Origin of the sequence: Streptomyces sp. P9(2023), from assembly GCF_032436795.1 — a bacterium.
Taxonomy (GTDB): Bacteria; Actinomycetota; Actinomycetes; order Streptomycetales; family Streptomycetaceae; genus Streptomyces.
The window spans coordinates 1-21,532 of record NZ_JAUPWM010000051.1 but is presented as its reverse complement, the minus strand read 5'-3'; the positions used below and the strand labels follow the sequence as shown (position 1 = coordinate 21,532).

Genomic DNA, 21,532 nt, shown 5'->3' with positions numbered 1-21,532 from the left:
TGCGGGCCGAGCGGGGTTACGGAACCCGGACGACCTGCCCCGCGTACGAGAGGTTGCCGCCGAAGCCGAAGAGCAGCGTCGGCGCCCCGGACGGGAGCTCCCCGCGCTCGACCAGCTTGGCGAGGGCGAGCGGGATCGAGGCGGCCGAGGTGTTGCCGGACTCGACGACATCCCGGGCCACGACCGCGTTGACCGCGCCGATCTTCGCGGCGAGCGGCTCGATGATCCGCAGGTTGGCCTGGTGCAGGACCACTCCGGCCAGGTCCTCCGGGGTGTAGCCCGAGCGCTCGCACACCTGGCGGGCCAGGGCGGGCAGCTGCTGGGTGGCCCAGCGGTAGACGGACTGGCCCTCCTGCGCGAAGCGCGGCGGGGTGCCCTCGATCCGGACGGCGTGGCCCATCTCCGGGACGGAGCCCCAGAGCACCGGGCCGATGCCCGGATCGGCCCCGTCCTCCACCGCCTCGACGACCGCCGCGCCCGCGCCGTCGCCGACGAGGACGCAGGTGGTGCGGTCGGTCCAGTCGGTGACCTCGGTCATCTTGTCCGCGCCGATGACCAGGGCGCGGCGGGCGGCGCCCGCCCGGATCGCGTGGTCGGCTGTGGCGAGCGCGTGCGTGAATCCCGCGCAGACCACGTTGAGGTCCATGGTGGCGGGCGAGGCCATACCGAGCCGTGCGGCGACGCGGGCCGCCGTGTTGGGCGAGCGGTCGATCGCCGTCGAGGTCGCGACGAGGACCAGGTCGATGTCGGTCGCGGCGAGGCCGGCGGTGGCGAGCGCCTTGCCTGCGGCGTGCGCGGCGAGTTCGTCGACCGGCTCGTCGGGGCCGGCCATGTGGCGCGTCCTGATGCCGACCCGGCTGCTGATCCACTCGTCGCTGGTGTCGACGAGCGCGGCCAGATCTTCGTTGGTGAGCACCTTGGCGGGCTGGTAGTGCCCGAGCGCGGCGATACGAGTGCCCGTCATGCTCGGGACCCCCTTGGGTTCAGGTGGAAGCAGGACCTCCCATCCTGACCAGCGACTGATCGGTAACCAGGCACGTAAACCACCAAGATTCGCCCGTAGGTGTTGGGAGACCGTGACAACAGACGTTCCGCGCCCCTTGTCGACCCCTCCTCCATACTGTAGACAATATTTCGTCGACACTTACTGACTCACCCACGAAGACACACGAAGACACACCTCCCCTCCCGGTTCCCGCGAACGGTTCCCTCGACCGAACGGAGATCCGCACGTGAAGGTCGCAGTCCTCGGCGCCGGAGCGATCGGCGCCTACGTCGGAGCCGCGCTCGACCGCGCCGGCGCCGATGTCCATCTCATCGCCCGTGGACCGCATCTCGCGGCCATGCGGCAGCACGGTGTACGGGTCGAGAGCCCGCGCGGCGATTTCACCGCCCGCGTGCACGCCACCGACGACCCGGCCGAGATCGGCCCGGTCGACTACGTCTTCCTCGGCCTCAAGGCCAACGCGTACGCGGCGTGCGGGCCGCTCGTCGCGCCGCTCCTGCACGACACCACGGCGGTCGTCGCCGCCCAGAACGGCATCCCCTGGTGGTACTTCCACCGGCACGGCGGCCCGCACGACGGCCATCGCGTCGAGAGCGTCGACCCCGGCGGCGCGGTCTCGGCCGTGCTCGCCCCCGAGCGGGCCATCGGCTGCGTCGTCTACGCGGCGACCGAGCTGAGCGGCCCCGGCGTCGTCCGCCACCTGGAAGGAACCCGGTTCTCCATCGGCGAGCCCGACCGCTCCGCCTCCAAGCGCTGCGAGATGTTCGCGGAGGCGATGCGCGCCGGGGGCCTGAAGTGCCCGGTCGAGGCGGAGTTGCGCCACGACATCTGGATCAAGCTGCTCGGCAACATCTCCTTCAACCCCATCAGCGCGCTCGCCCGGGCGACGATGCGCCAGATGTGCCGGCACGGCGGTACGCGGCAGGTGATCGAGCAGATGATGCACGAGACCCTGGCCGTCGCCGCGGCCCTCGGCTGCCGCCCCGACATCTCCGTCGAGCGCCGCCTCGCCGGCGCGGAACGGGTCGGCGACCACCGCACCTCCACCCTCCAGGACCTGGAGCGGGGCAAGCCCCTGGAGCTGGACGTGCTGCTCGCGGCCGTCGTGGAGCTCGCCGACGTCACCGACGTACCCGTACCGACGCTCCGTACCGTCCACGCCCTGTCGGACCTGCTCGCGAACCAGTCCATCCAGCCCGGGAGCCCGGCATGAAGAACCGGAACCGCGAACCGAAGATGTACACCCGGCTCACCCACCCGCTCGTACGGGACGAGAAGGGCGGGCCGCTGCGGACGGCGAGCTGGGACGAGGCGCTGGACCGGGCGGCGGCCGGATTCCGGGCGGCCCAGGGCGCGTTCGGGATGTTCTCCTGCGCCCGCGCCACCAACGAGATGAACTACGTGGCGCAGAAGTTCGCGCGGGTGGTGATGGGCACCAACGACGTCGACTCCTGCAACCGGACCTGTCACGCGCCGAGCGTCGCCGGTCTGTCGGCGGTGTTCGGATCGGGCGGCGGCACGTCCTCGTACGAGGAGATCGAGCACACCGACGTGATCGTGATGTGGGGCTCCAACGCCCGCTTCGCGCACCCGATCTTCTTCCAGCACGTACTGAAGGGGATACGGAACGGGGCGCGGATGTACGCGGTCGATCCGCGCCGCACCTCGACCGCCGAGTGGGCGGAGAGCTGGCTCGGCCTGGACGTCGGCACCGACATCCCGCTGGCGCACGCGATCGGCCGCGAGATCATCCACGAGGGCCTGTACAACCGGGCGTTCGTGGAGCGGGCGACCAGCGGCTTCGAGGAGTACCGGGAGCTGGTCGAGCCGTGGACGCTGACGGCCGCCTCGAAGGTGACGGGTGTACCGGCCGCCGCCATACGGGAGTTGGCGCACGCGTTCGCCCGCGCCGAGCGGGCGCAGCTGTGCTGGACGCTCGGCATCACCGAGCACCACAACGGCACCGACAACGTCCGCGCGCTGATCAACCTGGCGCTCCTGACCGGGCATGTGGGGCGGTACGGCTCCGGTGTGCAGCCGCTGCGCGGGCAGAACAACGTGCAGGGCGGCGGGGACATGGGCGCCATCCCGAACCGGCTGCCCGGCTTCCAGGACATCCTGGACTCGGGTGTACGGGCGAAGTTCGAGTCGTTCTGGGGCACTTCGATCCAGCCGCGCTACGGGCGGACGCTCACGGAGATGTTCGAGGCGATGGAGAGCGGCGAGCTGCGGGCGGTGTACTGCGTCGGCGAGAACCCGGCGCAGTCGGAGGCGGACAGCGGGCAGGCGATGGAGCGGCTCGCGAAGCTGGACTGTCTGGTGGTGCAGGACATCTTCCTGACGAAGACCGCCGAGTTCGCGGACGTGGTGCTGCCCGCGACGGCGGCCTGGTGCGAGACGGACGGCACGACGACCAACAGCGAGCGGCGGGTTCAGCGGGTACGGAAGGCGCTGCGTCCGCCGGGCGAGGCCCGCGAGGACATCGACATCATCTGCGACCTGGCGCGGCGGCTCGGCCACGAGGAGTGGGCGTACCCGGACGCGGAGTCGGTCTGGAACGAGCTGCGGGCGCTGTCCCCGGACCACTGGGGCATGACGTACGACCGGCTTGAGCAGCACCAGGGCATCCAGTGGCCCTGCCCGGACCTGGAGCGGCTCGAACCGTCCTTCCTGCACGGCCGGTTGTGGGAGGCGGATCCCGAACAGCGGGGCAGGCTCGCCCCGTTCGGGATCGTGCTGCACGATCCGCCGGTCGATCTGACCGACGAGCGGTATCCGATCCGGCTGACGACCGGGCGGCGGCTCGACTCGTACAACACCGGGGTGCAGAGCGGGAGTTTCGCCTCTCCCCTGCGGCGCGGGGAGTACGTGGAGCTCTGCCCGGAGGACGCGGAGCGGTACGGGGTCGCGGTGGGCCAGGAGGTCCGGGTGGCCTCACGGCGGGGGTCGGTGGTGGCGCCGGTGTGGGTCGATCCCGCGCTGCGGCCGGGGCTCGCGTTCATGACGATGCACTTTCCGGACGAGGTCGACACCAACCAGCTGACGATCGAGGCGAACTGTCCGATCGCGGGCACGGCGGAGTTCAAGGCGTCGGCGATACGGATCGAGAAGCTGGCGGACGAGAGGGTGGACGTCTGATGGATCTGCGCTTCGGGGACGGCAAGCCGTCGGACGAGGAGCGGGAGGCGGTCGACGCGGTCCTCGGCCCGCCGGATTCGGCGTGGGACGGCGCGGACGACCGTTCGGCGGCGGATCTGCGGTGGGCCCGGGGCGGGCGGGAGGCCCGGGAGCGCCGGGACCTGCTGCTGCCGGGGCTGCACGCGCTCAACGACCGGGTGGGCTGGATCAGCGAGGGCGGCCTGGCCTACCTGTGCCGGCGTCTCACGGTGCCGCCGGCGGAGGCGTACGGGGTGGCCACGTTCTACTCGATGTTCGCGGTGCGGCCGCGTCCGGCGCAGGTCCTGCACGTCTGTACGGACCTGGTGTGCGCGGCGCGCGGCTCGACGCGGCTGACGGAGGGCCTGGTTGTCGATGGGGTCGCGTTCAGCCCGAGCCCCTGCCTGGGGCTGTGCGAGCGGGCGCCGGCGGCGTTGCTGGTACGGGCGGGGGTGGACGCGGACGCCACGGCTCCGGTCGCGTCCGGTGACCGTCCGGCCCTGGGGCCCGGGGCCTCGCTGCTCGGCGCGCTGAGCGGGCAGGAGCCGACGGCCGCGCCCACCTTGAACCCCGTCGCCCCGGGAGGCACGGCCCGGGGCGACGGGCCGCGCACGCGGCTGGCCCGGGTGGTCGCGCCCGCGACGGTCGACGCGCTTGCGGGGGCCACCGTCAGTCCCGAGGCCGTCCCGCCTGAGGCGAACGCCGCCATGGCCGTGCCGCAACACGCTGCGCGACCGGTGCGGGCCGGTGGTCGGGTTGTGCCCACCCTCCCCCAGACTCCGTCCGGGGGGACCCCCACCGCCCTGCGGGACGATTGCCCACAACGCCTACTGGCGCGAGTCGGGGTCGTCGATCCCTCCAGCGTCGACGACTACCGGGCCCATGGCGGTTACGCCGCCCTCCGCCGAGCATTCGCGCTCGGGCCCGCCGGGGTCATTCGGGAGGTCACCGACTCCGGGCTCGTCGGGCGGGGTGGGGCCGCGTTCCCGACCGGGCGGAAGTGGCAGGCGACCGCCGCCCAGGCCGACGGCCCGCACTACGTCGTGTGCAACGCCGACGAGTCGGAGCCGGGGACCTTCAAGGACCGGGTCGTCATGGAGGGGGACCCGTACGCGCTCGTGGAGGCGATGACCGTCGCCGGGTTCGCCGTCGGCGCCCACCACGGCTACCTCTACATCCGGGGCGAGTACCCCCGGGCGTACGAGCGACTCGACCACGCCATCGGCGAGGCCCGTGCCCGTGGGCTGCTCGGCGACGACATCCTCGGCAGCGGTTTCGCCTTCGACATCGAGATCCGGCGCGGGGCCGGCGCGTACATCTGCGGCGAGGAGACCGCCCTCTTCAACTCCATCGAGGGCTACCGGGGCGAGCCCCGCTCCAAGCCGCCGTTCCCCGTGGAGAAGGGCCTCTTCGGGAAGCCCACCGCCGCCAACAACGTCGAGACGCTCGTCAACGTCCTGCCGATCCTCACCCTCGGCGCCGAGGCCTTCCGCGCCGCCGAGACCAAGCTGTTCTGCGTGTCCGGGAACGTCGACCGGCCAGGCGTGTACGAACTCCCCTTCGGCGCCACCCTCGGTGAGCTCCTCGACCTCGCCGGGAAGCCCGACACCCTGCGCGCGGTCCTCCTCGGCGGCGCGGCGGGCGGCTTCGTCCGCCCCGACGAGCTGGACATCCCGCTCACCTTCGAGGGCACCCGCGCCGCAGGGACCACGCTCGGCTCGGGGGTCGTCCTTGTCCTCGACGAGTCCGTGGACCTGCCGCGGATCCTGCTCCGTATCGCCGAGTTCTTCCGCGACGAGTCCTGCGGCCAGTGCGTGCCCTGCCGGGTCGGCACGGTCCGACAGGAGGAGGCGCTGCACCGCATCAAGGACCGTACGGGGGACGCGGCCGCCGCCGACATCGCCCTGCTGCGCGAGGTCGGGCAGGCCCTGCGCGACGCCTCGATCTGCGGTCTCGGCCAGACCGCGTGGAACGCCGTCGAATCCGCCATCGACCGTCTGGGGGTCTACCGGTGACCACGATTCCGCTCGCCCCGCCCCGCCGCCTCCTCGAGTTCACGCTCGACGGCGCGCCCGTCCGCGTCCCGGAGGGCGCCACGATCCTGGACGCCTGCCGCGCGGCCGGTACGGACGTGCCGACGCTCTGCCACGGCGACACGCTCACCCCGAAGAACGCCTGCCGGCTGTGCGTGGTCGAGGTCGAGGGGGCCAGGACCCTCGCCCCGGCCTGCTCGCGCCGCGCCGAGCCCGGCATGGTCGTCCGTACCGACACCGAACGCACCCGGCACAGCCGCAAGGTCGTCCTGGAGCTGCTCGCCTCCTCCGTGGACCTCTCCACCACCCCCGGCGCCGCCGAGTGGCTCAAGGAGTACGGGGCCGAGCCGGATCGGTTCGGCCCGGACGCGCGCCGACTGGGCGAGGAGCCGCGGATCGACAACGACCTCTACGTCCGCGAGTACGACAAGTGCGTCCTCTGCTACAAATGCGTCGACGCCTGCGGCGACCAGTGGCAGAACTCCTTCGCGATCTCCGTGACCGGCCGTGGCTTCGACGCCCGGATCGCCGTGGAGCACGACGGGCCGCTCACCGAGTCGGCGTGCGTGTACTGCGGCAACTGCGTCGAGGTCTGTCCGACGGGCGCGCTGAGCTTCAAGCGGGAGTTCGACATGCGCGCGGACGGCAGCTGGGACGAGGCGGCGCAGACGGAGACGACGACGGTCTGCGCGTACTGCGGGGTGGGCTGCAACCTCACCCTGCATGTCCAGGACAACGAGATCGTCAAGGTCACCTCGCCGCACGACAACCCGGTGACCCATGGCAACCTCTGTATCAAGGGCCGTTTCGGCTTCCAGCACGTACAGAATCGGGTGTAACCACATGGGACGGGTCACCGAGCGACGGCGCGTCATCCGGATCCGGGGCGAGGCCGTCAACGAACGCCCGGACACCCTGGTGGCCGAGGAGCCGCTGGAGATCCGGCTGAACGGCCGGCCGCTCGCGATCACGATGCGTACGCCCGGCGACGACTTCGCGCTCGCGGCCGGGTTCCTGGTCAGCGAGGGCGTGCTCGGCGCGGCCTCGGACGTGCGGAACATCGTGTACTGCGCGGGCGCCAAGGACGACGGTACGAACACGTACAACGTGGTGGACGTCCAGCTCGCTCCCGGGGTGCCGGTCCCGGACATCACCCTGGAGCGGAACGTGTACACGACGTCGTCGTGCGGGCTGTGCGGCAAGGCCAGCCTGGACGCCGTGCGCACCACGGCCCGTTTCCCGATCGCCGACGCTCCCCCGGTCCGGCTGACGCCCGAGCTCCTGTCCCGCCTCCCCGACCGGCTGCGGGCGGCGCAGCGGGTCTTCGACCGGACCGGGGGGCTCCACGCGGCGGCGCTGTTCTCGGAGGACGGCGAGCTGCTGGACGTACGGGAGGACGTCGGCCGGCACAACGCGGTGGACAAGCTGGTGGGCCGGGCGCTGAGCGACGGGCGGCTGCCGCTGTCCCGGGCGGTGCTGCTGGTCTCCGGCCGGGCGTCGTTCGAGCTGGCGCAGAAGGCGGTGATGGCGGGCATTCCGGTGCTCGCGGCGGTCTCCGCGCCGTCCTCGCTGGCGGTGGACCTGGCCGCGGAGACGGGGCTCACGCTGGTCGGCTTCCTGCGCGGGCCGGACATGAACGTGTACGCGGGCGAGCACCGGATCGCCCTCGGGGCCGCGGCCTCGCACGGCTGACCGGGTTCTCGCCGCCCGCCGCACGGGTCGGGCCGCCGGCCGGCGGGGAGCGCCCCCTGCGCCGGCCGGCCCCGCGCCCCGAAACCGTGTCCTCAATCGCCGGACGGGCTGAATTCAGCCCCGCCGGCGTTTGAGGCGCGGGGTCTGGGGCGGAGCCCCCGTTCGGGATGGGGGTCCCCCCGGACGGAGTCTGGGGGAGGGCGGGGTGGGGAATTCAGTGGCCGGACGTCAGCTCGCCGGAGAGGCGGTCGTGCAGCGCCGCGCTGCCGTGGTTGAGGCCGGTGATCTCGACGGTCTTGCCGCGCTGGGCGTACCGCGTCTCGATCGCGTCGAGGGCCGCGACCGACGACGCGTCCCAGATGTGCGCGGCGGACAGGTCGATGACGACCTTCTTCGGGTCCCCCACGTAGTCGAAGCGGCCGACGATGTCGTTGGAGGAGGCGAAGAAGAGCTCCCCGGTGACCCGGTAGACGGCGGTCGTGCCGTCCGGGTCGACGACCGAGGTGACCTCCGCGAGGTGCGCGACGCGCTTGGCGAAGATCACCATGGCCGTGATCGAGCCGACAACGACCCCGACCGCGAGATTGTGCGTGGCCACCACGGCCACCACGGTGATCACCATGACCGCGATCTCCCCCGCGGGCATCCGCCTGAGGGTCTTCGGAGCGATGGAGTGCCAGTCGAAGGTCGCGAAGCACACCATGATCATGACGGCGACGAGGGCGGCCATCGGGATGTCGGAGACGACCGGTCCGAAGGCGATGCACAGCACCATCAGGAACACGCCCGCCAGGAACGTCGAAAGGCGGGTACGCGCTCCGGACACCTTCACGTTGATCATCGTCTGGCCGATCATCGCGCAGCCGCCCATGCCGCCGAAGAAGCCGGTGACGATGTTGGCGATGCCCTGCCCGACGGACTCACGGGTCTTGTTGGAGTGCGTGTCGGTGATCTCGTCCACCAGCTTCGCCGTCATCAGCGACTCCATCAGCCCGACCAGCGCCATCGCGAACGCGTACGGCGCGATCGTCGTCAGCGTGTCGAGCGTGAACGGCACGTCGGGCAGGCCCGGCACCGGCAGCGAGGACGGCAGGGCGCCCTTGTCGCCGACGGTCGGCACCGCGATCCCGGCCGCGACCGTGATCACCGTCAGGATGCCGATGGAGACCAGGGGCGCGGGGACCACCGTGGTGATCTTCGGGAAGAGCACCATCAGGACCAGGCCGGCGACGATCAACGGGTAGACGGCCCAGGGGACGTCGCTCATCTCGGGGATCTGGGCCATGAAGACCAGGATCGCGAGGGAGTTGACGAACCCGACCATCACCGAGCGCGGGATGAACCGCATCAGCCTCGCCACCCCCAGCGCGCCGAGCGCGATCTGGAAGACACCGGCCAGGATCACGGCGGCGATCAGATATCCGAGGCCGTGCTCGCGGTTGAGGGGGGCGATCACCAGCGCGACCGCGCCGGTCGCCGCGGAGATCATCGCCCGCCGCCCACCGACGATCGAGAGCGTCACGGCCATGGTGAAGGAGGCGAACAGACCGAGCGTGGGATCGACGCCGGCGATGATCGAGAACGAGATCGCCTCGGGGACCAGCGCCAGGGCCACGACGAGGCCGGCCAGGATCTCGGTGCGCCAGACCTTCGGGTCACGCAGCCAGTCGGGCTTCAGGCCTCGCAGGAAGGCGGCCGGGGACGCGGCGGGAGCGGAAGAGGGCAAGGGAACGGGAACCTGTCGTGCTCGGGCGGGCCTGCGGTCAGGCCGGGGGGCGTACGGCGGGCGGGAGGGGGTGGACGTACCGGCGCCCCGCGGGCCGCCCCGGCACGGAAAAGGTGAGGCAGCGATCCGCCGCTCTCACCACCGGCAAGCCTACCGGTCGCGGGTCGCACACATGTCCGTACGTACGGCCCCGCTCAGCCTCAGCGCTTCCGACGAGTGGTACGGGTGGTACCGGTGGTACCGGTGGTACCGGTGGTACCGGTGTTACGGGACGCCTCGGCCGGCGGGTCGATCATCTGGAGCGCGAGGGTGGCCGGGGGTTCGGCGACGCCGGGCCCGCCCGCGGCCGTCCAGGCCAGGATGTCGTCCAGGCAGTCGTCGTCCGTCGTGAACCCGATCCAGGCGGCCCGGCCGCCCCGGCGGCGGCCCTCGGTGGAGGGCTGGACCACGACGATGTTGGCCTGTGCGCAGGGCCCGAGGCAGTCGCTGGTACGGACGGACAGCCGGCCACCCGACTCCGCCGCGGCCCGTCGGAGCCGTGCGAGCTGGCCGGCGTGATCGACGCCCGGGTTCTTGGCGGCGTCGCCGCAGCAGCAGCCGCGGCAGACGACCAGGGAGCAGGGGCGGGCGCCGTACCGTATCGGCACGGGGGTCACTCGGGGCCGTCCAGGGTGATCGCGTCGACGGGCGCGACGGTGCCGAGGCGCGGGAAGTCCAGGGTCACCGAGGCGTGGTGCTCCTCCGCGGTGAGCCCGGTCATGGCGTCCTCGGCGAAGACGGTTTCGTAGCCCAGGTCGCAGGCGGCGCGGGCGGTGGACTCCACGCCGAGGTTGGTCGCGATGCCGCCGAAGACGACCGTGGTGACGTCGTGCGCGGCGAGGAGCTCGTGGAGTCCGGTGTCCTGGAAGCCCCCGATGGTCCGCTTGACGACGACGTGGTCGCCCGGGTGGACGAGCGAGGGGACGAGGTCGCTGCCGGGCGGCTGGGACGCCACGTTCGGCCGCTCGACCCTGATGTGGACGACGGGGGCTCCGGCGGCCCGGAAGGTCGCGGCGAGCCGGGTCGCGGCGGTGACGACGTCGGTTCCGGGGCGGGGGGCGAGGGGCAGCGCGACGATGCGTTCCATCAGGTCGACGAGGACGAGTGCGCTGCGGCCGGGATCGAGTGCGGGCATGGGAGCACGGTAGCGGGCTCGATGATCATCGCGGTGGGGGTGGGGATGTGATCCCGCCAACGGGCGGGGAGGGTCGCGACGCCCTCGGCGGGGCCGACGGGAGGCCGCCCCGGCCCGGGCCTCAGCCCCTTGCCCCGGCGGCTTCCGCCGTCCTCGCGTCGTCCGCCGTCGGATCCGAGCGCGGGGCCACGTCCGGTGCCGCCTCCCGGGCCCGCCGCTTGGCGAGGACGGCGCAGACCATCAGCTGCATCTGGTGGAAGAGCATCAGCGGGAGCACGGCGAGCGACGCCTGCGGCCCGAACAGCACGCTCGCCATCGGGAGCCCCGCTGCCAGGCTTTTCTTCGAGCCCGCGAACTGGATCGCGATCCGGTCCGCCCGGTCGAATCCCAGCCGCTTCGCGCCGTACCAGCTCAGCGTGAGCATCAGCGCGAGCAGGACCGCCTCGACGGCCAGCAGGAGTCCGAGCCGGGCCGGGGTGACCAGGTGCCAGATTCCGGCGACCATGCCGTGGCTGAAGGCCGTGTACACGACGAGCAGGATCGAGCCCCGGTCGACGTACCCGAGCGACTTCTTGTTCCTGGCCAGGAACGGGCCCACCCAGCGGCGCAGCAACTGGCCCGCCACGAACGGCACGAGGAGCTGGAGCACGATCTTCATCAGCGAGTCGGCGGAGAAGCCGACTGCGCCGCCCCCGATCAGCGCCCCGGCGAGCAGCGGGGTCAGCACGATCCCGGCGAGGGAGGAGAAGGAGCCCGCGCAGATCGCGGCGGGCACATTGCCGCGCGCGATCGAGGTGAAGGCGATCGAGGACTGGATGGTGGAGGGCACCAGGCACAGGAAGAGGAGGCCGCTGTAGAGCGGGGGCGTGAGAACGGCCGGTACCAGTCCCTTCGCCGCGAGGCCGAGGACCGGGAAGAGGAGGAAGGTGCAGGCGAGGACGGTGACCTGGAGCCGCCAGTGCTTGATTCCGTCGAGCGCCTCGCGGGTGGAGAGGCGGGCGCCGTAGAGGAAGAACAGCAGGGCTATGGCCGCCGTCGAGGCCCCGTCGGCGACCGTGGCGGCGGCGCCGGAGGCGGGCAGCAGGGCAGCGAGGCCGACCGTTCCGAGCATCGCCAGGATGAACGGGTCGATCGGCAACCAGGACGGGAGGAGGGTCGTGCGGCGGCTCATGCGCTCCACTGCCTTCGGACGGGGTCGTTCCCTCCCCATCCTGCTCGCCCGCGCGGACATCGGGAATCCCGTACAGCGCTCTGACTGCCATCATGGATCGTGATGATCGCGTTACGGTGGACGGGTGTACGACCCCTCACAGCTCCGGACCTTCCTCACGGTCGCGCAGACCCTGAGCTTCACCCAGGCCGCCCGCCGGCTCGGCGTCCGCCAGTCGACCGTCAGCCAGCACGTGCGGCGGCTGGAGGACGCCACCGGGCGGCCGCTGTTCACCCGGGACACCCACAGCGTGGAGCTGACGGAGGACGGCGAGGCGATGCTCGGCTTCGCCCGGACGATCCTCCAGGCCCACGAGCGGGCCGCCGCCTTCTTCACCGGGACCCGGCTGCGCGGGCGGCTGCGCTTCGGCGCCTCGGAGGACTTCGTGGTGACCCGGCTGCCCGAGATCCTGGAGTCGTTCCGGCGCGAGCACCCCGAGGTGGACCTGGAGCTGACGGTCGAGCTGTCGGGGACGCTCAACGCCCGTCTTGAGGCGGGTCGCCTCGATCTGATCCTGGCCAAGCGGCGCGCGGACGAGAGCGGGGGCGAGCTGGTCTGGCAGGACTCGCTGATCTGGATCGGCGCGCCCCGGCTGCGGCTCGACCCGGACCGTCCGGTGCCGCTGATCGTCTTCCCGCCGCCCGGCATCACCCGCACCCGGGCGCTCGAAGCGCTGGAGGCGCACGGGCGGGCGTGGCGGATCGCGTGCACGAGCAGCAGCCTGAGCGCCAACATCGCGGCGGCGCGGGCCGGTCTGGGGGTGATGGCGCACACCCGTGGGCTGGTGCCGCCCGGCCTGACGGAGCTGCCCGCCCGGGCGGGGCTGCCGGACCTGGGCGACGTGGACTTCGTGCTGCGCAAGGGCCGGCGGCGCGGCACGGCCCAGGAGGCGGCCGACGCCCTGGCCGCGGCGATCCTCGCGGGCGGCGTCCGGCTGCGAACCTGAGCGTCGCGTAGGTGAGCCGTGCGTATGTGAGCTGTGCGTACTGAGCGCCGCGTACGTGAGCGCCGCGTACGTGAGCGCCGCGTACGTGAGCGCCGCGTACGTGAGCGCCGCGTACGTGAGCGCCGCGTAGGTGAGCGTCGCGAACGTGAGCGCCACCGCCCGGCCGCGCGTACGTGAGCGCCGCGTACCGAGCGCCGCGTACCGAGCGCCGCGTACCGAGCGCCGCGAACCGAGCGCCGCGAACCGAGCGCCGCGAACGCGCGCGCCGCCCACCTGCGCCGTCGGCGTGAGCGCTGCGTACAGATTCCGTGGAGATTGCCGCTCGCCCTGCTTACTCCACAGTCAGTAACCACCCCCGGGCCATCGCCACTTACCCCCTCCCCCTCCCCTGACCTGTGACAACCGCCGATGTCCCGGCTTGGTGAAGGCCCTCCCGCCTGCCAGTCGGGTGGGGTACCGTCACCCGCGCCGTACGGAGCGCGACAACGAGCGGTCGAGGAGCAGGTCATTGCGCGAGTTCACCGTGCCGCCCGTCGAGGCGGCGCCTCAGGTCGGCGGTCTGGCGGACGCCGTGTTCGACCGTGCCGAGCAGACCCCCGACCACGTCGCGCTGGGCCGCAAGGACGCCGCCGGGCAGTGGCGGGACGTGACGTCCGCGCAGTTCCGGGACGAGGTGCTCGCGCTCGCGAAGGGGCTGATCGCGCACGGCGTCCGGTTCGGCGACCGGGTCGCCATCATGGCCAGGACCCGCTACGAGTGGACCCTCTTCGACTTCGCGCTCTGGGCCCTCGGCGCCCAGTCCGTACCGATCTACCCCACCTCCTCGGCCGAGCAGGTCTACTGGATGCTGCACGACGCCGAGGTCACCGCCTGCGTCGTGGAGTCCGAGGACCACGCGATGACGATCGGCTCGGTCATCGACCGGCTGCCCCGCCTCCAGCGCCTGTGGCAGCTGGACGCCGGCGCCGGCGCGGTCGCCGAACTGGTGGCGGCGGGGGCGGAGATCGACGAGGACGTCGTCCAGCGGCACCGCCGGGCGGTGACGCCCGAGTCCGTGGCGACGATCATCTACACCTCGGGCACCACCGGCCGCCCCAAGGGCTGTGTCATCACGCACTCCAACCTGATGTTCGAGACGGACATGCTGACCGGCCGCTGGGAGCCGGTCTTCCACTCCAAGCCGGGCGACCAGGCCTCGACCCTGCTCTTCCTGCCGCTCGCCCATGTCTTCGGGCGGATGGTGGAGGTGGCGGCGATCCAGAGCGGGGTGAAGCTCGGCCATCAGCCCGCCCTCCAGGCGTCGGCGCTCCTGCCGGACCTGGCCGCCTTCCGGCCGACGTTCATCCTGGCCGTGCCGTACGTCTTCGAGAAGGTCTTCCACGCCGCCCGCCGCCGGGCGGAGAGCGACGGGAAGGCGGGCCCCTTCGACAAGGCCGTCGACGTGGCGGTCAAGTACGCGGAGGCCCTGGAGCACAGGGCCTTCGGGCTCGGTCCGGGCCCGTCGGCGGCGCTGCGGATGCAGCACCAGTTCTTCGAGAAGGTCGTGTACGGCAAGGTCCGCGAGGCCATGGGCGGGCGGGTCCGGCACGCGATGTCGGGCGGCTCGGGCATGAACCGGCGGCTCGGGCTCTTCTTCGAGGGCGCCGGGGTGACGATCTTCGAGGGGTACGGCCTGACGGAGTCCTCCGCGGCGGCCACGGCGAACCCGCCCGAGCGGGTCAGGTACGGGACCGTCGGGCAGCCCGTGCCGGGGACGACGGTGCACATCGCCGAGGACGGGGAGGTGTGGCTGCACGGCGGCCAGGTCTTCTCGGGGTACCTCAACGATCCGCGGGCGACGGCCGCCGTCCTCAACGACGGCTGGCTGGCGACCGGGGACCTGGGGGCGCTCGACGAGGACGGCTATCTGACGATCACCGGGCGGAAGAAGGAGATCCTGGTGACGACCAGCGGCAAGAGCGTGTCGCCGGCCGGTCTCGAGGAGCGGGTGCGGGCGCATCCGCTGATCTCCCAGTGCATCGTGGTCGGCAACGACCGGCCTTACATCGCCGCCCTGGTGACGATGGATCAGGAGGCGGTGGAGCACTGGCTCGCGATGCAGGGGCGGCCGCCCCTGCCACCCTCGCAGCTGGTACGCGACCCGGGCCTGGAGACGGAGATCCGGCGGGCGGTGGTCGCCGCCAACACCCTGGTCTCGCAGGCGGAGTCCATCCGGACGTTCCGGATCCTGGCCCATCCGTTCAGCGAGGAGCACGGCCTGCTGACGCCCTCCCTGAAGCTGAAGCGGAAGGCGATCGAGCAGGCGTACGCGTCGGAGGTGGCGGCACTGTACGGGTGATGCCGCGAGCGGTCACGTGAAGGCCAAGCATTCCTGACGCATCATCAATTGACGGTGCATCAGTTATTGACGGTTCATCAGCATGGTCACAGAATGCGGTCCACCCGACGGAGGGATCGCCCGTGCCTCGACCGTTGCTTCGCACCATCGCCGCCGCCTTCACGCTGCTCCTCGTCACCGCCTGCAACTCCGCCTCCAGCGGCGGTACCACCACCTCCTCCTCGGTACGCGGAGTCACCGCCGACACCGTCAAGGTCGGCGGCATCGTCTCCATGACGACCGCGAGCGGCTACTCCAAGAAGGATACTGACCTTGGTGCCCGGGCCCGCTACGACCGGGCCAACGCCGAGGGCGGGATCAACGGCCGGAAGATCGAGTACCTGGGCGCCGAGGACGACGGCCAGGACCCCGCGAAGAACCTCGCGGCGGCCCGTAAACTCGTCCAGCAGGACAAGGTGTTCGCCGTCTCCCCCATGAGCTCGGTCACCTTCGCCGGGGCCGACTTCCTCAACGGCCAGAAGGTCCCGACCGTGGGCTGGGGCACGCTCCCCTCGTTCTGCGGACCGGAGTACATCTACGGCTTCAACGGCTGTCTCGTCCCCACCCCCGGCGGCACGCTCAACCAGACCTGGCCCGAGGGCCTCGCCGCCGTCCTCGGCGGCGCGCGCGGCAAGTCGGTCGCGCTGATCGCGGGCGACAACGACGCCGGCAAGTTCGGCATCCGTACCTTCACCCAGGGATTCAAGGCGGCCGGCTTCCAGGTCCCGTACGCCAAGGCCGTGGTGCCGGCGACCTCGATGCCCAGCGACTGGTCGGCGTACACCAAGGAGATCCTGCGCTCGGGCCCCGGCGGCCGCGCGCCCGACGCGGTCGTCTCCGTCATGCAGACGCCGTACAACATCGGCCTGTTCACCGCGCTCAAGCGGTCCGGCTTCAAGGGCGTCATCTCCGATCCGACGGACTACGACCCCGGGCTGCTCGCCAAGGACGCGACGAGGCAGGCGCTCGACGGGGTGCATGTGCTGCTGCAGTTCCAGCCGTTCGAGGCGGACAGCCCGGCGATGCGCCAGTTCAAGGCGGACATCGAGAAGGCGGCGGGCGGCAAGGACGTACCGCTCAACATGCACATGTTGACGGGCTACATGTCCGCCGACCTCTTCCTCTCCATCGCCGCGAAGGCGGGCAAGGACCTCACCGTCGAGTCCTTCCAGAAGGCCGCGTCCGGGTTCTCCGACACCGGCACGCTGGTGGGCGACCGCGCCGAACCCAAGGGGCAGAAGGAGAGCTTCGGCTGCGGGGCGCTGGTCCGGCTGAAGAACGGGCGGTACGAGGTGGCCGTGCCGTTCAAGTGCTACCCGCCGATCCCGTTCGGCTGAGGGGCGCGTTCGCGTGGGTGACCTGCTGGGCTTCGTCCTGAGCGGGCTGGTCTCGGGCGCGCTGTACGCGCTGCTCGCGACCGGCCTCGTGCTCTCGTACTCCGCCTCCGGACTCTTCAACTTCGCGCACGGCGCCACCGCGTATCTCTGCGCGCTGGCGTTCTACGAGCTCCACTCCAGCTTCGGCTGGCCCGCCGTGCCCACGGCCCTGTTCCTGGTGTGCGTGGTGGCGCCCGGTCTCGGCCGGGGCCTCGACCGGCTGATGTTCCGGAAGCTGGCGGGTGTCGGCGAGACCGCGCAGATCGTGGCCACGATCGGACTGCTCGTCGCGCTGCCGGCGGCCGGGCTGTGGGCCGTGGAGCTGCTGGAGCGGGCCGGGGCGCCGGTCCTGCCGGCCGAGAACCAGTTCGGGCTGCCGGGGGTCGGGCCGAGCCCGGCGGTGTCCTGGCAGCTCCTGGACGGCGTCGGCATCGATTCCGACCAGCTGATCACCTGGGTCGCGACGGCCCTCGCGGCGGCCGGGCTGTGGGTGCTGATGCGGCACACCCGGCTGGGGCTGCTGCTGCGGGCCGCCGTCGACAACCGCTCGCTGACCGAGCTGCGTGGCATCAGCGCGGACCGGCTGTCCTCGATCGCGTGGATGCTCTCCTCGGCCCTCGCGGGGCTCGCCGGGGTCCTCGCCACCCCGCTCCTCGGGCTCTCGGCCCACGACTACACCCTCTTTCTGTTCGTCTCGGCGACGGCGGCGGTGCTCGGGCGCTTCGCCTCGGTGCCGCTGGCCTTCGCGGGCGGGCTGGGGCTCGGGGTGCTGCAGAACCTGGTGGCCGGGTACTCCTCGTTCGCCGAGGACATCACCGGCTTCCGTACCGCCGTCCCCTTCCTCATCCTCTTCGCCGGCCTCGTGGTCCTCGCGCAGCGGCGGCGCGCGGCGGGCACGGCGGCGGCGGACCCGCCGCCGGTCGACTACCTGGCGGGGAAGGGCTGGGGCCGCCGGTGGGGCGCTTGGGTGGTGGGCGGGGTGCTGCTCGGTACGGCGTTCTACACCGTCACCACCCCGTTCTGGAGCGGGATCCTGGCTCAGGGGCTCGCCATCGGGCTCGTCTTCATGTCGTTCACCGTGGTGACCGGGCTCGGGGCGATGGTGTCGCTCGCGCAGGCGACGTTCGTGACCGGCGCGGCGCTGGTCGCGGGGCTGCTGATGAGCCGTGGGTGGCCGTTCGTCGCGGCGGCGGCGGTCGGGACGGTGGCCGCCGCGGTGCTCGGTGCGGTGGTGGCGCTGCCCGCGCTGCGGCTCGGCGGGCGGTCGCTCGCGCTGGCCACGCTGGCCCTGGCCTTCCTGGCGGACCAGGTGCTCTTCCAGCTGGGGTGGCTGCGCAACGGTGACACGGGGTGGGAGATCCCCCGGCCCGTCGTCGGCCCGGTGGACCTGGGCGACGACCGGGCGCTCGGTCTCGCGCTCGTGCTGCTCTGCGGGGCGGTGGTGGCGCTGCTGACCTGGCTGCGCGGCTCGCGGTGGGGCCGGGCGATCCTGGCGGTCCGTTCGGCACCGGAGGCCGCGGCGGCGTCGGGTGTGTCGGTGGTACGGACGAAGCTGCTGCTCTTCACGGTGTCGGCGGGGCTCGCGGGCTTCGGGGGCGTGCTGTTGGCCTCGTACAGCACCCGGATCACGGCGACGGACTTCACGGCGATGACCGGTCTGGTGTGGCTGGCCGTGGTGGTCGCGGCGGGCGTGCGGCGCCCGCAGTTCGCGGTGGTGGCGGGGCTCGTCTTCGCGGTGGTCCCGCATGTGATGGCGACGTACGTGACGGAGTCCGCGCACGTGCCGGTGATCCTCTTCGGCCTGGCGGGGCTTGCGCTGGCGAACGACCCGGACGGCTACTGCGCGGCGTGGCCGTCCCGGCGGGCGGCGCGGGCGGCGTCGCGGGGGCGGGTGCCCGTGCCGGGGGCTGTTCCCCGGGGGCGGGTGCCCGTGCGAGGCGCCGTTCCCCGGGCGCGGGGGCCCGTGCCGGGGGCCGTTCCCCCACCCCGCCCCTCCCCGAAACCGGGGGCAGGCCCCCGGACCCCCGGGGAAGGAGACCGGGGGCAAGGCCCCCGGACCCCCGAGGGCGGCAGCTTCGCGCCGCAGGGCGCGGCCGCCCCAGAGGGAGGCGCGATCGGCACGGCCGCGCCGTCCGGCGCCGACCGGCCCCCGCCGTACGCACCGGAGCCGTACATCGCCGAGGCCAGGGGCACGGCCCCGGCTCCCCGGACGCGACCCACGACGGACGCATCCGCCCCGCCGTCCGGGGACGCCCGTCCCGCCACGAGCGGCGACCTGCCCGTGCCGCAGGCCGGGGTCCGGGGCGGAGACCCGGATTCCCCGACAGGACCCGCCGCGGCGGATGCATCCGCCTCACCGCCTCCCGGTGACCGCCCCGCCACGAGCCGCGACCTGCCCGTGCCGCAAGCCGGGGTCCGGGGCGGAGACCCGGATTGGGGAAGGGGCGGGGTGGGGGAGGAACACGCTCTCGAACTCCTCGGCGTGCGTGCCGGGTACGGCGGTGCGTCCGTCCTGCATGGGGTGGACCTCGCCGTTCGGGCGGGGGAGGTGCTTGTGTTGCTCGGGCCCAACGGGGCCGGGAAGTCGACGCTCTGCCGGGTGGCCGCCGGGCTGCTGCGGCCCGCCGAGGGGCTCGTGCGGGTGCGGGGCGAGGACGCGAGCCGGGACACCGCCGTGGCGCGGGCGCGGCGCGGGGTGCGGCTCGCCCCCGAGGGGCGGGGGATCTTCGCCGGGCTCTCCATCGAGGAGAACCTCGCGCTGCATCTGCCGGCCGCCGAGGACCGGGACGCCGTCTACGCCCGCTTCCCGGTGCTCGCCGCCCGCCGTACCGTCGCCGCCGGGTCCCTGTCGGGCGGGGAGCAGCAGATCCTCGCGCTCGCCCCGCTCCTCCAGCACCCGCCGGACGTCCTGGTCGCCGACGAGCCCTCCCTCGGTCTCGCGCCCCGGGTCGTGGACGAGGTCTTCGGGCTCCTCACCGAGCTCCGGGCGCACGGGACCGCGCTGGTCCTGGTCGAGGAGAAGGCGGCCGAGGTGCTCGCCCTCGCCGACACCGTCGCGTACCTCGCGCAGGGCGAGACCGCCTGGACCGGGCCGAGGTCCGAGGTGGACCTCGAGCGGCTCGCCGAGGCCTATCTGGGGACTGGGACAGGAGCCCGCCGGTGATCGACTCCATACTCCGCGCCAGCGGCATCGACGTCCGCTTCGGCGGTGTCCACGCCCTGCGTGACGTGACCGTCTCCGTACGCCCCGGTGAGGTCTGCGGCCTCATCGGGCCCAACGGCGCGGGCAAGACGACGCTCTTCGACGTCCTGTCGGGGATCCGGCGACCGGACGCGGGCGCGATCGCGTACGCGGGGGCGGACATCACCCGCCGCTCCCCCGTCTGGCGGGCCCGCCACGGGATTCGCCGCACCTTCCAACGCCAGCAGCTCTTCGGCCAGTTGACGGTAACCGACAATCTCGTCGTGGCGCAGGACTGGCGGGGCGGACCGCGACGGAGCGCCCGGAACCGCGAGCGGGCGGCGGCCGTGCTCCACGAGTGCGGGCTCGACGCGCTCGCCGGTTCGTACGCGGGCGCACTGCCCGTCGGGCAGGCCCGCATGGTCGAACTCGCCCGCGCGCTCGCCGATCCGCCCCGGGTCCTGCTGCTCGACGAGCCCGCGTCCGGCACGACCGCCGAGGAGCGCCGTCAACTCGCCGCCGTCATCCGGCACATGGCCGACGAGGAGAACTGCGCCGTGCTGCTCGTCGAGCACAACGTGGCCTTCGTGATGGAGCTGTGCTCACGGGTCGTGGTCCTCGACCTCGGCCGGGTCCTGGCCGAGGGGACGGCCGCCGAGGTCCGGGCCGACCCTGCCGTCCGGGAGGCGTATCTCGGTTCCACGCCCGGCCCAGGGGAATGAGATCACCCGTACCTACGTTGACGTGGGGAGTACCACCCCCCGACCAGTAAGGATCGACCGCACGTGAGTACGGACAGCAAGGTCCCCGCCCTCACCCTGAACAACGGCGTGGAGATGCCGCAGCTCGGCTTCGGCGTCTGGCAGGTGCCGGACGACGAGGCGACGAGCGCGGTGGCAACCGCCCTGGAGGCGGGCTACCGCTCCATCGACACCGCCGCGATCTACGAGAACGAGACGGGCACCGGCCGGGCGATCGCCGCCTCCGGCCTTCCCCGCGAGGAACTGTTCGTCACCACGAAGCTGTGGAACGGCGACCAGGGGTACGACTCGACGCTCAAGGCCTTCGACGCCTCGCTCGACAAGCTGGGCCTGGACTACGTGGACCTGTACCTGATCCACTGGCCGGTGCCGGCGAAGGACGCGTACGTCGACACGTACCGGGCGTTCGAGAAGATCCTCGCCGACGGCCGGGCGCGGGCGATCGGCGTCTCCAACTTCCTTCCGGAGCACCTGGAGCGGCTGATCGGCGAGACCTCGGTCGTCCCCGCGATCAACCAGATCGAGCTGCACCCGCATCTCCAGCAGAAGGAGTCGCGCGAGGCGCACGCCCGGTACGGCATCGCGACCGAGGCCTGGTCGCCGCTGGGCCAGGGCAAGGGCCTCCTTGAGGTGCCTGCCATCGTCGCCGTCGCCCAGAAGCACGGCCGTACCCCCGCCCAGGTGGTGCTGCGCTGGCACCTGCAGACGGGGAACGTGGTCATCCCGAAGTCGGTGACCCCGTCCCGTATCCGCGAGAACATCGACGTGTTCGGCTTCGCGCTGGACGAGGAGGACATGGCGGCGATCGCGGTCCTCGACGAGAACCGGCGCCTCGGCCCGAACCCGGCCGAGTTCAACGTCGGCGCCTGAGCGTTCGCGTACATACAGGTGAGT

General features: G+C 72.4%; 16 protein-coding genes. 11 read left to right on the top strand and 5 right to left on the bottom strand.

What is annotated here, in order from left to right; all coding sequences use genetic code 11:
• Positions 1 to 16: 16 nt before the first annotated feature.
• Positions 17 to 964: a beta-ketoacyl-ACP synthase III gene (locus Q5762_RS34580; RefSeq protein WP_315896275.1), complete on the bottom strand. Its 948-nt coding sequence runs from the start codon at positions 962 to 964 to the stop codon at positions 17 to 19.
• Between the two features lie 268 nt (positions 965 to 1,232).
• On the opposite strand from Q5762_RS34580, the gene Q5762_RS34575 reads away from it, so the two are divergent.
• The 5 genes from Q5762_RS34575 to fdhD are packed head-to-tail and all read left to right on the top strand — an operon-like array spanning position 1,233 to position 7,887.
• Positions 1,233 to 2,219 (top strand): 2-dehydropantoate 2-reductase, encoded by a 987-nt coding sequence (locus tag Q5762_RS34575; protein ID WP_315896274.1) that lies wholly within the window; start codon positions 1,233 to 1,235, stop codon positions 2,217 to 2,219.
• Entirely contained in the window at positions 2,216 to 4,144 is a 1,929-nt protein-coding gene (locus tag Q5762_RS34570) for a molybdopterin-dependent oxidoreductase (RefSeq protein WP_315896273.1), read from the top strand. Before Q5762_RS34575 ends, Q5762_RS34570 begins: the two co-directional genes overlap by 4 nt.
• A complete protein-coding gene (locus Q5762_RS34565) occupies positions 4,144 to 6,177 on the top strand; it encodes an NADH-ubiquinone oxidoreductase-F iron-sulfur binding region domain-containing protein (protein WP_315896272.1) in 2,034 nt (677 codons plus the stop codon). Before Q5762_RS34570 ends, Q5762_RS34565 begins: the two co-directional genes overlap by 1 nt.
• Entirely contained in the window at positions 6,174 to 7,034 is an 861-nt protein-coding gene (locus Q5762_RS34560) for a 2Fe-2S iron-sulfur cluster-binding protein (RefSeq protein WP_315896271.1), read from the top strand. The genes Q5762_RS34565 and Q5762_RS34560 overlap by 4 nt, the downstream gene beginning before the upstream one ends.
• Before the next feature lie 4 nt (positions 7,035 to 7,038).
• On the top strand, positions 7,039 to 7,887 hold the full coding sequence (gene fdhD, locus Q5762_RS34555; protein WP_315896270.1) for a formate dehydrogenase accessory sulfurtransferase FdhD: 849 nt from the start codon (positions 7,039 to 7,041) through the stop codon (positions 7,885 to 7,887).
• A 214-nt stretch (positions 7,888 to 8,101) separates the two neighbouring features.
• Here fdhD and Q5762_RS34550 read toward each other — a convergent pair whose 3' ends face one another.
• The 4 genes from Q5762_RS34550 to Q5762_RS34535 form a co-directional block, all read right to left on the bottom strand.
• Complete coding sequence (locus Q5762_RS34550; protein ID WP_315896269.1) at positions 8,102 to 9,613, bottom strand: SulP family inorganic anion transporter; 1,512 nt, start codon at positions 9,611 to 9,613, stop codon at positions 8,102 to 8,104.
• A gap of 200 nt (positions 9,614 to 9,813) precedes the next feature.
• Entirely contained in the window at positions 9,814 to 10,269 is a 456-nt protein-coding gene (locus tag Q5762_RS34545; protein ID WP_315896268.1) for a (2Fe-2S) ferredoxin domain-containing protein, read from the bottom strand.
• Positions 10,266 to 10,787 carry an isochorismatase family protein gene (locus tag Q5762_RS34540; protein WP_315896267.1) on the bottom strand — a complete coding sequence of 174 codons (522 nt, stop codon included), beginning with the start codon at positions 10,785 to 10,787 and terminating at the stop codon, positions 10,266 to 10,268. Before Q5762_RS34540 ends, Q5762_RS34545 begins: the two co-directional genes overlap by 4 nt.
• Before the next feature lie 121 nt (positions 10,788 to 10,908).
• Positions 10,909 to 11,958, bottom strand: a complete 1,050-nt coding sequence (locus Q5762_RS34535) for a bile acid:sodium symporter family protein (protein ID WP_315896266.1) — start codon at positions 11,956 to 11,958, stop codon at positions 10,909 to 10,911.
• A gap of 124 nt (positions 11,959 to 12,082) precedes the next feature.
• On the opposite strand from Q5762_RS34535, the gene Q5762_RS34530 reads away from it, so the two are divergent.
• From Q5762_RS34530 to Q5762_RS34505, 6 genes are all read left to right on the top strand, one after another.
• A complete protein-coding gene (locus Q5762_RS34530) occupies positions 12,083 to 12,943 on the top strand; it encodes a LysR substrate-binding domain-containing protein (RefSeq protein WP_315896265.1) in 861 nt (286 codons plus the stop codon).
• A gap of 508 nt (positions 12,944 to 13,451) precedes the next feature.
• Positions 13,452 to 15,281 carry an AMP-dependent synthetase/ligase gene (locus tag Q5762_RS34525; protein WP_315896264.1) on the top strand — a complete coding sequence of 610 codons (1,830 nt, stop codon included), beginning with the start codon at positions 13,452 to 13,454 and terminating at the stop codon, positions 15,279 to 15,281.
• Between the two features lie 122 nt (positions 15,282 to 15,403).
• Positions 15,404 to 16,657 carry an ABC transporter substrate-binding protein gene (locus Q5762_RS34520; protein ID WP_315896263.1) on the top strand — a complete coding sequence of 418 codons (1,254 nt, stop codon included), beginning with the start codon at positions 15,404 to 15,406 and terminating at the stop codon, positions 16,655 to 16,657.
• 13 nt (positions 16,658 to 16,670) lie between these two features.
• A complete protein-coding gene (locus Q5762_RS34515; protein ID WP_315896262.1) occupies positions 16,671 to 19,859 on the top strand; it encodes an ABC transporter permease subunit in 3,189 nt (1,062 codons plus the stop codon).
• Positions 19,859 to 20,599: an ABC transporter ATP-binding protein gene (locus Q5762_RS34510; RefSeq protein WP_399495392.1), complete on the top strand. Its 741-nt coding sequence runs from the start codon at positions 19,859 to 19,861 to the stop codon at positions 20,597 to 20,599. The genes Q5762_RS34515 and Q5762_RS34510 overlap by 1 nt, the downstream gene beginning before the upstream one ends.
• A gap of 114 nt (positions 20,600 to 20,713) precedes the next feature.
• On the top strand, positions 20,714 to 21,508 hold the full coding sequence (locus Q5762_RS34505) for an aldo/keto reductase (RefSeq protein ID WP_315896292.1): 795 nt from the start codon (positions 20,714 to 20,716) through the stop codon (positions 21,506 to 21,508).
• Positions 21,509 to 21,532: the final 24 nt, after the last annotated feature.

Bases quoted from the DNA above. Each gene is read 5' to 3' on its own strand.
- Q5762_RS34580 (WP_315896275.1), bottom strand. From the start codon at position 964: ATGACGGGCACTCGTATCGCCGCGCTCGGGCACTACCAGCCCGCCAAG.
- Q5762_RS34565 (WP_315896272.1), top strand. From the start codon at position 4,144: ATGGATCTGCGCTTCGGGGACGGCAAGCCGTCGGACGAGGAGCGGGAG.
- fdhD (WP_315896270.1), top strand. From the start codon at position 7,039: ATGGGACGGGTCACCGAGCGACGGCGCGTCATCCGGATCCGGGGCGAG.
- Q5762_RS34535 (WP_315896266.1), bottom strand. From the start codon at position 11,958: ATGAGCCGCCGCACGACCCTCCTCCCGTCCTGGTTGCCGATCGACCCG.
- Q5762_RS34505 (WP_315896292.1), top strand. From the start codon at position 20,714: ATGCCGCAGCTCGGCTTCGGCGTCTGGCAGGTGCCGGACGACGAGGCG.
- Q5762_RS34540 (WP_315896267.1), bottom strand. From the start codon at position 10,787: ATGCCCGCACTCGATCCCGGCCGCAGCGCACTCGTCCTCGTCGACCTG.
- Q5762_RS34570 (WP_315896273.1), top strand. From the start codon at position 2,216: ATGAAGAACCGGAACCGCGAACCGAAGATGTACACCCGGCTCACCCAC.